The sequence below is a fragment of the Reyranella sp. genome (assembly GCF_030651995.1).
Lineage (GTDB): Bacteria > Pseudomonadota > Alphaproteobacteria > Reyranellales > Reyranellaceae > Reyranella.
In genome coordinates this window covers 1-11,564 of record NZ_JAUSBN010000087.1, presented here as the reverse complement: position 1 = coordinate 11,564, position 11,564 = coordinate 1, and the positions used below count along the sequence as shown (strand labels likewise).

Here is an 11,564-nt window from a genome sequence, read left to right as displayed (position 1 = left end):
TCTCCCGTTCAGCTTTGTCCTGACTTTTCGGCCAGCGTGCGCGCGAGTGCAAGCGCGGAGCCTCCCACCCTCGCGCCAAGCCGGTATGCGGTGGTGTTGACCTCGGAAATCGTTCCGTCCTGCAAAGTCGATCGGCCATCTCCGATGCGTGCCGACTGCGCAGCGACTGCGATGGCGGCGATGCCCTCCTTGTCGAGTTCGGGCAGGGCCAGCACGCCGCCGCGATCGGCGCCGAAACCCGCGTCGTTGAACATCAGCAGCAGCGGCCGAAACGGCGCCGTCGCCTTGTAGGAGTTGAATGCGCCGTGGCTGCCGGTCGCGATGATGCGACCGCGATCTTCGGGGACAAGCAGCGTGGCCGAATCGGCGCAGATGGCGCCGTCGATCTCATGACGGCTTTCGCCCTTGGCGTGCGGCATCGCGTGCGGCCAGGGCGCCTGCTTCAGCCGTTCGGCTGCCTCGCGGGCCGGCATGCCCGCCACCACGCCGCAGGCCGTGGCGAGCCGATTGGCCCGGCTGATGATGCCGCGGGCCTGCAGGTCGGCGCCATCGCCGATGCGGGCGCTTGCCGTCGCCACGGCCGCCATCGCCATGCCGAGCTTGTCGGCATAGGCCAGGCCGCCGACCCCGGCCTCGTCCTTGCCGATGCCGGCATCATGGTGGATCGCGGCGCGGCAGCCGAACTTTGCCGACATGTAGGCGGCATAGACGGCGGCGTGGCTGCCGCCGATGACGACCGCACCGTCCGCTTCGGGCGGCAGCTTGGTCACGCTATCGAACACGAGGATGGCTACGGACATCGCGTAACCCTAGCGGGGAGGCTATACGTCGGCCATGACTCAGCCGGTGGACAACAAGGTCACGATTCTCGTCCTGCAGCACCCGCAGGAGCAGGACCGCGTGCTGGGCACGGCGGGCCTGCTGGCCGGTTCGCTGGCCAACGCCAAGGTGGTTGTGGGCCTGTCGTGGCGCAATCTCACCCACGCCTTGGGCGCGCCGGCCGAGCCACGCGACTGGGGTGTCCTCTATCTCGGCTCGACCCAGACGAAGGGACAGGCGGCGCCGCTGGTCGCCATCGATGGCAAGGGCCAGCCGCTGGCCGACCAGGAAACGGCGCGCGCAGGCCTCAAGGGGCTGATCGCGCTCGATGGCAACTGGGCGCAGGCCAAGGCGCTGTGGTGGCGCAATGCGTGGCTGACCAAGCTGCGCCGCTTCGTCGTGGTGCCGGATGGGCCGTCGCTCTACGGCGACCTGCGGCGCGAAGCACGCCCCGATGCCGTCTCGACCCTGGAAGCGGTGGCGCTGGCGCTGCAGGTCCTCGAAGGCGATGCTGCAGTGCGGGAGAGACTCCTCGTGCCGTTTCGCGCCCTGCTGGCGAAGGCGCGGCGCGAGGGTGTTCGCGATTCCAAACGGGATCGTCGCGTCCGGCGTTAGCCACCCCTATACTTTGCGCCATGCTCGACCAGCCGGCGGCCCAACTTCCCGTTTCCCAGCGGACCAACCCGGAACGCTCCTTCACCGAGGAAGTCCGCGCGCTGCGGCTGGGTGACGGGGAGCTCTTCCGGGGCGAGGGCATCCTGGCCGTCACCAAGGCGATCCTGCAATCCGGCGTCGCCTATGTCGGCGGCTACCAGGGTGCGCCGGTCTCGCATCTGGTCGACGTGCTGGTCGAATCGCAGGACCTGCTGGATGAACTCGGGGTTCATCTCGAGACCTGTACCAACGAATCGTCCGCCGCGGCGCTGCTCGGCGCCTCGATCAACTATCCGATGCGCGGCTGCGTCACCTGGAAGTCGATCGTCGGCACCAACGTCGCAGCCGATGCGCTCTCCAATCTCGCCTCGCCGGGCGTGATCGGCGGCGCGCTGATCGTGGTCGGCGAGGATTACGGCGAGGGCGCGTCGGTCATCCAGGAACGCACCCAGGCCTATGCGCTGAAATCCTCGGTCTGGCTGATGGACCCGCGGCCGTCGTTGCCGACCATCGTGCGCTGCACGGAAAAGGCGTTCGAGCTTTCGGAGGCGACAAACACGCCGGTGATGATGGAGTTGCGCATCCGCGCCTGCCACGTCACCGGCGAGTTCGTGGCCAAGGACAATGTGCCGCCCGCCATCTCGCGCAACCATCGTCTGGCCGAGCCGGCCGCGCACAATTACGACCGCATCTCGCATCCGCCGTCGACCTATGCGCATGAGAAGATCAAGGTCGAAGTCCGCCAGCCCGCCGCCGAGCGTTTCATTGTCGAGCATGGGCTGAACGAGCACCTGCCGGGCGAGCGGTCCGATCTCGGCATCATCGTGCAGGGCGGCATCACCAACGTGCTGGTGCGTGGCCTCGACCGGCTGGAGGTCGGGGGCAGGATTCCGACCCTGGTCCTCAACGTCACGCATCCGCTGGCGCCGGACCAGATCGCCGACTTCTGCAGAGGCAAGCGCGCCGTGCTGGTCGTCGAGGAGGGGGCGCCCGACTATATCGAGCAGGCCGTTCACGTCCTGCTGCGCAAGCGCGACATCGACACCAAGATCTACGGCAAGGACGTGCTGCCGATGGCCGGCGAGTACACCGCTGAAGTGGTGACCGAGGGCCTGCTGAAGTTCTTCGCCCAGTCGGCCAACGACATCGACCTGAGCGGCCCGCGCGAGCGCTTCGAGGCCGCCCGTGCCGGCCGCGCGGAGGCGCAGCGCCTGCTGGGCGGGCCGCTGCCGCTGCGGCCGCCGGGCTTCTGCGTCGGCTGTCCCGAACGGCCGGTCTTCTCGGCCATCAAGCTGCTCGAACGCGAAGTCGGCAAGGTCCACATCTCGAGCGACATCGGCTGCCATTCCTTCGCGACCCTGGCGCCGTTCAATCTCGGCAACTCCATCCTGGGGTTCGGCATGTCGCTCGCGGCTGCCGGTGCGGTCGCGCCGGTGATGCAGAAGCGCACGATCTCGGTGATGGGCGATGGCGGCTTCTGGCACAACGGGCTGCTGAGCGGCGTCGCCTCGTCGATGTTCAATCGCGGCGACCGCGTGCTGGTCATCATGCAGAACGGCTACACCTCGGCGACCGGGGCACAGTTCATTCCCAACACGTCGGGCAATCGCCGCGACGGCCAAACGACCTCGGACATCGCCGCGACCCTGAAGGCAATGGGCGTCGGCTGGCTGCGCACCATCCGCACCTACAATGTCGGCACCATGCTCAAGACGCTGCGCGAAGCGATGAGCACCGAGCACAAGGGCCTCAAGGTCATCGTGGCCGATGGCGAATGCCAGCTCGCCCGCCAGCGCCGCATCCGTCCCCAGATCGCCGCCCAGCTGAAGCGCGGCGAGCGCGTCGTGCGGACACGCTACGGTGTCGACGACGAAGTCTGCACCGGCGACCATTCCTGCATCCGGCTTTCCGGCTGTCCCTCGCTGGTGGTGAAGCCCAATCCCGATCCGCTCCGCAGCGATCCGGTGGCCAGCGTCAACAATGGCTGCGTCGGCTGCGGCCTGTGTGGCGAGGTGGCGGACGCCGCCGTGCTCTGCCCGTCCTTCTACAGGGCGGACATCGTCCAGAACGCGACCTGGTGGGACCGGCTGAAGTGGAAGGTCCGGTCGAAGGTGATCGGAGCGATGGCCGGTGCCTAAGCACATCACCCTCCTGATCGGCGCGCTGGGCGGCGATGGCGGGGGCGTGCTCTGCGACTGGATCGTGTCGGCGGCGCAGAGTCGTGGGCTTGGCGTTCAGGCGACGCAGATCCCGGGCGTTGCGCAGCGCACCGGCGCCACGACCTACTATGTCGAGGTGATGCCGGTCGGCGCCGCGCCTTCGTCGGTACTGGCCCTCAATCCCGCGATAGGCGAGGTCGATGTCGCCTTGGCGACCGAGCTGCTGGAAGCCGGCCGCATGATCTTCAACGGCTTCGTGACGCCCGACCGCACGACCCTGATCGCCTCCACGCATCGCGTTCTGGCGATCGGCGAGCGCATGGCAATGGGGGACGGAAGCTTCGACGTCGGGCGGCTGCTGCGCGCCGTGAAGGAGCGCAGCCGCGAGCAGATCCTGTTCGACATGGACCAGGCGGCCGAGGAATCCGGCGGCGTTCTCAACGCGGTGCTGCTGGGGGCGCTGGCAGGATCCGGCAGGGTGCCCATTCCCGACAGCGCCTTCGAGGCCGCGATCCGGCACGCGGGCAAGTCGGTCGACACCAACCTCGCAGCCTTTGCCTTCGGTCGCGGCCATGCGCGTGGCGAATTGGACCAGGCGGTGCGCGAGCATCGCAAGCGGCAGACGGCCGTGCAGGGCGCCGAGGACCTGATCGAGCGCGCCCGCCGGGCTTACCCGGCGGCCAGCCTCGATGTCGTCGAGGAGGGCATCCGCCGCCTGACCGCCTACCAGGACCGCCGCTACGCCGCGCTCTACCTCGACCGGCTCGACACGATCCAGGCGTTGGGCTCGGCCGAACTGCTGCGCGAGGTGGCGCGCCATCTCGCCGTGCGCATGTCGTTCGAGGACGTGATCCGCGTCGCCCTGGCCAAGACCGCGGCCGATCGCATGGCGCGCGTGCGGGCCGAAGTCCGCGCCAAGGAGCAGGAGCCGCTGGAGATCACCGAGCATTTCAAGCCGGGGATCGAGGAGATCGCCGCGGTCCTGCCGCCGCCGCTGGCCAGGCGCCTGCTCGCCTGGGGCCAGCGGACCGGCCGCCTCGGCAAGACCTACTTCTCGATGCACGTGCGCACGACGACGATCCTTGGGTTTGCACGGCTGCGGCTCGTCGCCGGCCTGCGCTGGTGGCGGCCGCGCACCTCCCGTTATGTGGAGGAGCAGGCCGAGATCGAGCGCTGGCTCGGACAGATCCGCGACGCCGCGCCGCTGGGGCTCGACCTCGCGCGCGAGATCACGGAATCGGCCCGCCTCATCAAGGGCTATGGCGACACCCACAAGCGCGGGCTCGGCAACTATCGGCGTATCGCCGACGAGGTGATCGCGCCGGCCCTGGCGGGCCGCATGACACCGCGCGCCGCGGCCGACGCCGTTGCGAATGCCCGCGTGGCAGCGCTGGCCGATCCTGAGGGGCAATCGCTCTCGACGACGCTGGCCGCCATCGCGACCGCGACGCCGCCGCTGCGGCAGGCCGCGGAATGATCGACGTCTTGGCCTTGGCGAGTCGGGATGCGTTCACCCGCGGTCTCGGCATCGCGTTCGTCGAGGCCTCGCTCGGGCGCGCCGTGACGCGCGTCACGATCGAGGAGCGTCATCTCAACTTCAACGGCGTCGGCCATGGCGGCCTCACCTTCACCCTGGCCGATGCGGCCTTCGGCTATGCCTGCAACTCGCAGGGCGTCGTCTCAGGCAGCATCGACGCGCACATCGTCTACAGCGTCGCCGTCCGCCTGGGCGACGTGCTGACCGCCACGGCGGTCGAGATCTCGCGCTCCAGCAAGGCCTCGAATTATCGCATCGACGTCGTGCGCGGTGACGGCAAGCTGGTCGCCGCCATGACAGGCACCGCCCTGATCAGCGGCAAGCCGGTGGTGGTCTAGCCCCGCCGCTCTTGTCATCCTGAGCGCCAGCGAAGGATCTCGCGCCCGCAACGAAGTCCGCTGGTCGCTCCGCAAGGTCCTTCGCTGGCGCTCAGGACGACAGAGCTTGCTCAGGCAGCGCCCTTAAGAATATCTGCCATTTTCTCGCCGACCATGATCGAGGGCGCGTTGGTGTTGCCCGAAGGCATGGTGGGGAAGATCGAGGCGTCGGCGACGCGTAGGCCTGCGATGCCGTGCACGCGCAGCTTGTCGTCGACCACGGTGTTCGGACCCTCGGGGCCCATGCGGCAGGTGCCGATCGGATGATAGGCGGTCTGAGAGTTGTTGCGGATCCAGGTGAGTATCTCCTCGTCGGACTGCACCGACGGGCCCGGCGAGTATTCCTCGTCGCGGTAGGGATCCATCGGCTTGGCATCGACGATGCGCCGCATCATGCGGAAGCCGGCAGTCATCGCATCCTGGTCGATCCTGTCGGCCAGGAAGTTGAAGCGGATGGCCGGATGCGCCTTGGGATCGGCCGAGCGGATGTGGATCGAGCCAAGGCTCTCGGGCCGGAGCTGGTAGCAGGCGATCGTCATCGACGGGAAGTCCTGCAGCTTGCGGGTCTTCGGGTCCTTGATCGAGTAGGGCACGAGATGCATCTGCACGTCCGGCGTCTCGAGCTCCGGCCGCGTCTTCAGGAAGCCGAGCAGCGGCGCCGAGGGCAGGCTCATGAAGCCGCCGCCGGTGGCGAGGTACTTCATCATCTGCGTCACCGCACCGATGCCGCGCGCCATGTGGTTGTAGGAGACGTGGGCGACCTTCAGGCGCCAGATGATGCGGGCGTTGATGTGGTCGCGGAAGTTCTCGCCGACCGCGCGCAGCTCGTGCTTCACCTCGATGCCGTGCTTCTTCAGCAGCTCCGGCTGGCCGATGCCGGAGAGTTCGAGGATCTGCGGGCTGGCGACGCCGCCGGCTGACAGGATCGTCTCCTTAGCCTTGGCCTGTACGGTCTTTCCGTCCTTCTCGTACTCAACGCCGATGCAGCGCTTGCCTTCGAGCAGGACGCGCAGCGTATGGGCGTTGGTGACGACGTGCAGGTTCGGACGCTTCATCGCCGGCTCGATATAGCAGTGCGCCACGCTCATGCGCCGGCCCTTGTAGATCGAGGTCTGCGTCTTCACGACGCCTTCCTGGTCTTCGCTGTTGTAGTCGGGATTGGTCTTGAAGCCGGCAGCCTTGGACGCCTCGAACAGCGCGTCGTAGAGCGGGTTCTGGTCGGGCACGGTCGAGACCTTGAGTGGCCCGTCGGTGCCGCGGCCGTTCGAGCCGTCGCCGTCGACGAAATTCTCCATGCGGGTGAAGAGCGGCGCCACGTCGCGCCAGCTCCAGCCGCGGCAGCCCATCTGCGCCCAAGTGTCGAAGTCGAGGGGCTGGCCGCGCACCCAGACCAGCCCGTTGATGGAACTCGAACCGCCCAGCACTTTTCCGCGCGGCACCGGGATGACACGGTTGGCCGTTCCCGGTTCGGGCTCGGACTGGTAGAGCCAGTTGGCGGCCGGGTTGTCGATCAGCAGGCCGAAGGACAGCGGCATGCGGGAGTAGGGATGGCTGGCCGCGCCGGCCTCCAGCAGGAGCACCTTGTTGGTCGGCACTTCCGTGAGGCGTGCCGCCAGAGCCCCGCCCGCCGAACCCGCGCCAACGATGATGTAGTCGTACTCGGCCATGTCCGCTGCTCTCCCCGCGCACTCGCTGTCATGCAACCGTAGCGCACTGCCAGGCGGATGACAGGGGCAATCTCGCCTCGGCATGTGGGAAACGTCATGCCCTGCCGGGCGGGCGATCCCGGCCGGTCATCGCGGCGTACCTGCGGTATACGGGCCGGCCGCCATGCGATAAGCGTCCACCACCACGGTGAGGCGGAGACGGCGATGATCGAGACGGAAAAGGGCAGGGCCGATATCACGCGATTCACGATCGATGTTGCAGTCCGCCTCGGGCTGATCGCCACCGTCATCTACGTGAGTCTTCTCCTGCTGCGGCCGGTGGCGGCGCTCATGATGTGGGCCATCATTCTGTCGGTCGCCGTCTATCCCTTGTTCGACATCGCCCGGCGCCGCCTGCATCTGCGGGATGGGGTCGCGGCCGCGCTGTTCTCGATCCTGCTGCTTGTGCTGCTGCTGACGCCTGTCGTCCTCCTCGCGGCGTCCGCCGTGGGAAGCCTCGACGACTATGCGCGGATGCTGCTGCGCGGCGAGCATGTCGTGCCGCCGCCGCCCGAATCGGTGAAGGACTGGCCGATGGTCGGTGCGCGGGTCTACGACTTCTGGCTGACTGCCTCCAACGATGCGCGAGCCATCGTGACGGCCCATGTCGGGCAGCTGGCCTCGGTCGGTCGCTGGATGGGCGGCATCGCGGCGGGCGTCTTCCTCGGGGTCCTGCAGTTCGCCGGCGCCATCGTCGTGGCAGGAGTCCTGCTGGCCTATTCCGACGAGTTGACGGGAACGCTGCGCGCCCTCGCGGCGCGGGTGGCCGAGACGCGCGGCCGGCATTTCCTGGAGATCGCGGGCTCGACCATCCGCAACGTGTCGCAGGGCGTCATCGGCATCGCCCTCCTGCAGTCGGTGCTGCTGGCAATCGGCATGCTGGTGGCGGGCATTCCCTTCGCCGGCGCCATCACCTTCGTCTGCCTCGTGCTGGCGATCGTGCAGGTCGGGCCCAACATCATCATGATCCCGGTGATCATCTGGACGTGGATGTATCTGCCGGCCCTGCATGCCGGCCTGTTCACTGCCTATACGCTGCCGTTGCTGCTGCTCGACAATGTGCTGCGGCCCATCCTGATGGCGCGCGGCCTGCCGACGCCCATGGCGGTGATCGTGGCGGGCGTCATCTGCGGCACGTTGGCGGGCGGCCTCATCGGCCTGTTCGTCGGCCCGGTGGTGCTGTCGGTCTTCTACGACCTGCTGGTCGCCTGGATCGCGGCGGGCCGGAAGGTCGAGCCATCCGACGTTCCGGCCCCCGCGCCCTGACTACTTCTTCTTCGGCCGGAGCGCGTCCCACTGCTCGTCGGTCCAGTCGAGCATCGCCGAGGTGTTGGCGCCGCCGCCGCCCGACTGCAGCATCTTGCCGCCGTCGATGACGATGGCATCGCCGTTGATGTAGGCCGCGCCGTCGCTCACGAGGAAGGCGGCGAGGTTGGCCAGCTCGATATGTTCGCCGGTACGACGCATCGGAATCGCCTTGATCATCTCGTCCTGGCCGCCGCGCTCCTTGGGCATCAGGCGGCTCCAGGCGCCCTCGGTCGGGAAGGGGCCGGGCACGATCGCGCAGGTACGGATGCCCTTGGGACCCCATTCGACGGCCAGGCTCTTGGTCATCGCCAGCACGCCCGCCTTGGCCATCGCCGAGGGAACGGTGAAGGGCGCGCCGGTCAGCGACGAGACCGTGAGGATCGACATCACGACCTTGTTGCGTTCGCCGGCATCGATCCAGCGGCGGCCGGCCGCGACGGTGCAGTAGGCCGAGCCGTGCAGCACGATGCCCAGCACGGCGTCGATCGCCCGTGACGACATCTTGTGGGTCTGGGCGAGGATCTGGCCGGCGGCGTTGTTGACCAGGATGTCGAGCGGGCGCTTCTCCCAGATCTTGTCCATCATCGCCTCGACGGCGTCGGGGATGCGCACGTCGCAGCCCACCGTCTCGATCTCGCCGCCGGTCTCCTTGCCGAGTTCTGCGGCGGTCTCATTCAGCACGTCCTCGCGGCGGCCGCAGATGATCACGTTGGCGCCGAGCTCGAGATAGCGGTGCGCCATCGAGCGGCCGAGGCCGGTCCCGCCGCCGGTCACGAGGATGCGCTTGCCCTTCAGCAGGTCGGGTTGGAACATCGGTCTTTCTCCTACTTCTTGATCTCGGTCAGGGCGATGCCGGAGGCGACGAGCGCGTCGATCTCGGCGGCCGAGTAGCCGGCTTCCTGAAGCACGGCTCGGGTGTCGGTGCCGAACTTCTTGGGCTTGGTGCGCACCTTGGGCGGGGTGCGGGAGAGTTTCACGGGATTGCCGACGTTCCGCCAGCCATCCTTCTCCCACACCATGCCGCGATGCCTGGTGTGCGGCGCCTCCATCACGTCGGAGACTTCCAGAACGGCGGCTGACGGCACGCCGCCCCGCATCAGCTCCTGCGAGAACTCATTGGCATCGCGGTCCTTCAGCAAGGCGCGCAGCTCGGCCTCCAGCTCGGCGCGATGGGCGACGCGCTCTTTATTGGTCTTGAAGCGCGGATCGTCGGCCAGTTCCGGCTTGCCCAGCATCTTCGTCAGCTTGCGGAACTGCCCGTCATTGCCGGCGCCGACCACGATGTTGCGGGTCTTCGTCGGGAAGTTGGAATAGGGCACCAGGCTCGCATGGCTGTTGCCGACGAGCTTGGGCTTGAGGCCGGCCATGAAATAGTTCGGTGCATGCGGCTGGTGCAGCGCGATGGCGCTGTCGTAGAGCGTCGCGTCGACGAACTGGCCCTTGCCCGAGTGGTTGCGTTCGTAGAGCGCCATCATGATGCCGATCGTGGCGTTCATGCCGGTCGAGAGGTCCACCACCGGCACGCCGATGCGGACCTGGCCGCCCTCGGGCGAGCCGTTGACGGAGACCAGGCCGGCCGAGGCCTGCACCATGGCGTCGTAGCCCGGGAAGCCGCCCAGCGGCCCGTCGGCGCCGAAGCCCGAGACGCGGGCATGGACCAGCCGCGGGAACTTCGCGGCCAGCACGTCGTGATAGCCGATGCCCCACTTCTCCATCGTGCCGGTCTTGAAGTTGTCGATCAGCACGTCGGCCGTCTCGAGCAGCTTCAGCAGCACCTCGCGGCCCTCGGGCCTGGAGAGGTCCAGCGCGATCGTGCGCTTGTTGCGGTTGATGCCGGCGAAATAGGCCGAGATGCCCTCGGCGTCGAACGGAGGGCCCCAGGTGCGGGTTTCGTCGCCCTGCGGCGGCTCGATCTTGATCACGTCGGCGCCGTGGTCGGCCAGCATCTGGCCGCAATAGGGACCGCCCAGCACACGCGACAGGTCGATCACTTTCAGGCCCTCGAGCGCGCCCCCGCTTGCCACCGCCATCTCGTTCCACTCCTCGAATTCAGACAGGAGGCGCGGTTATAGACCATGGGCCTGAGGCCCGGTACCGTCCGGGCATGATCGAACGCGAGCTGGATATCGCCACGCAAGATGGCGCCATGAACACCTACACCGTGCGGCCCGACGATGGCGGGCCGCTGCCGGTCGTCATCATGCTGATGGATGCGCCGGGCGTGCGCGAGGGACTGCGGGAGATCTGCCGCCGGATTTCGCAGTCCGGCTACTACGTGCTGTTGCCCAATCTCTACTATCGCAGCACGCGCGAATTCGTCTGCGGGCCGACCCGAAACCATCCCGATGGCGAGGCCAACCTGAAGCGCATGTTCGGCCTGATGGAGACGCTCTCCAACGCAAAGGTCGCGTCCGACACGGGTGCGGTGCTGGACACGCTGCCCGCACTGTCCGACGCGAAGCCCGGCAAGGTCGGCCTGGTCGGCTACTGCATGAGCGGCGCCTTCGTCACGGCGGCAGCGGCGGCGCATCCCGACCGGATCGGCTGCTTCGCGTCCTATTACGGAACGCGCCTGATCACCGACAAGCCGGACTCGCCGCATCTGATGCTGGGCGACATCGCCGCCGAGGGTTACTACGCCTTCGCCGAGCACGACACCTACGTGCCGTTGTCAGACGTCGCGAAGTTCGAGCGGCTCCTGGCCTCCGCGCCGTTCCCCTCGCGGGTCGAGACCGAGGCGGGCACAAATCACGGCTACGCCTTCTCCGACCGCGGCAACCTGCACGAAGCCGCTCGCGAGAAGCATTACGAACGCATGCTGGCACTCTTCCGCCGGCACTTGAGTTAAGCGCACCACCTCACCCTGAGAGCTTGTGAATCTTTGAGCAGGGCATGGGGATGCTGAACTTTTGAGATGCTTTCGAATCTTGGCCGCCTTCTCGCGATTCCATTTCGTTCGTCACACGTGGATCGCGAGAATCAAAATTGCGCGGTTGTCAGGCAT

At 67.6% G+C, this 11,564-nt stretch carries 10 protein-coding genes; 6 read left to right on the top strand and 4 right to left on the bottom strand.

Translation table 11 applies throughout. The annotated features are described in order from the left end of the window. Positions 1 to 8: 8 nt before the first annotated feature. Positions 9 to 800: a hypothetical protein gene (locus tag Q7V45_RS26125; RefSeq protein ID WP_304857342.1), complete on the bottom strand. Its 792-nt coding sequence runs from the start codon at positions 798 to 800 to the stop codon at positions 9 to 11. 34 nt (positions 801 to 834) lie between these two features. Between Q7V45_RS26125 and Q7V45_RS26120 the strand changes: the two genes are divergently transcribed. The 4 genes from Q7V45_RS26120 to Q7V45_RS26105 are packed head-to-tail and all read left to right on the top strand — an operon-like array spanning position 835 to position 5,507. Then, complete coding sequence (locus Q7V45_RS26120; RefSeq protein ID WP_304857340.1) at positions 835 to 1,434, top strand: tRNA-uridine aminocarboxypropyltransferase; 600 nt, start codon at positions 835 to 837, stop codon at positions 1,432 to 1,434. 20 nt (positions 1,435 to 1,454) lie between these two features. Then, a complete protein-coding gene (locus Q7V45_RS26115; protein WP_304857339.1) occupies positions 1,455 to 3,611 on the top strand; it encodes an indolepyruvate ferredoxin oxidoreductase subunit alpha in 2,157 nt (718 codons plus the stop codon). Further along, positions 3,604 to 5,109 (top strand): indolepyruvate oxidoreductase subunit beta family protein, encoded by a 1,506-nt coding sequence (locus tag Q7V45_RS26110; RefSeq protein WP_304857338.1) that lies wholly within the window; start codon positions 3,604 to 3,606, stop codon positions 5,107 to 5,109. The genes Q7V45_RS26115 and Q7V45_RS26110 overlap by 8 nt, the downstream gene beginning before the upstream one ends. Beyond that, a complete protein-coding gene (locus Q7V45_RS26105) occupies positions 5,106 to 5,507 on the top strand; it encodes a hotdog fold thioesterase (protein ID WP_304857337.1) in 402 nt (133 codons plus the stop codon). The genes Q7V45_RS26110 and Q7V45_RS26105 overlap by 4 nt, the downstream gene beginning before the upstream one ends. A gap of 110 nt (positions 5,508 to 5,617) precedes the next feature. On the opposite strand, the gene Q7V45_RS26100 is transcribed toward Q7V45_RS26105, so the two are convergent. Continuing rightward, a complete protein-coding gene (locus tag Q7V45_RS26100; RefSeq protein ID WP_304857335.1) occupies positions 5,618 to 7,213 on the bottom strand; it encodes a GMC family oxidoreductase in 1,596 nt (531 codons plus the stop codon). A gap of 204 nt (positions 7,214 to 7,417) precedes the next feature. Here Q7V45_RS26100 and Q7V45_RS26095 point away from each other — a divergent pair, with 204 nt between their 5' ends. After that, positions 7,418 to 8,518: an AI-2E family transporter gene (locus Q7V45_RS26095; RefSeq protein WP_304857334.1), complete on the top strand. Its 1,101-nt coding sequence runs from the start codon at positions 7,418 to 7,420 to the stop codon at positions 8,516 to 8,518. On the opposite strand, the gene Q7V45_RS26090 is transcribed toward Q7V45_RS26095, so the two are convergent. Together Q7V45_RS26090 and Q7V45_RS26085 are read right to left on the bottom strand one after the other, a co-directional pair. After that, positions 8,519 to 9,373 carry an SDR family oxidoreductase gene (locus tag Q7V45_RS26090; RefSeq protein WP_304857332.1) on the bottom strand — a complete coding sequence of 285 codons (855 nt, stop codon included), beginning with the start codon at positions 9,371 to 9,373 and terminating at the stop codon, positions 8,519 to 8,521. It lies immediately after the preceding gene. Between the two features lie 11 nt (positions 9,374 to 9,384). Further along, a complete protein-coding gene (locus Q7V45_RS26085; RefSeq protein ID WP_304857331.1) occupies positions 9,385 to 10,590 on the bottom strand; it encodes a CaiB/BaiF CoA-transferase family protein in 1,206 nt (401 codons plus the stop codon). 116 nt (positions 10,591 to 10,706) lie between these two features. Between Q7V45_RS26085 and Q7V45_RS26080 the strand changes: the two genes are divergently transcribed. After that, the gene (locus Q7V45_RS26080; RefSeq protein WP_304857330.1) at positions 10,707 to 11,408 is read left to right on the top strand and encodes a dienelactone hydrolase family protein; all 702 of its coding nucleotides are present in this window, start codon (positions 10,707 to 10,709) and stop codon (positions 11,406 to 11,408) included. Positions 11,409 to 11,564: the final 156 nt, after the last annotated feature.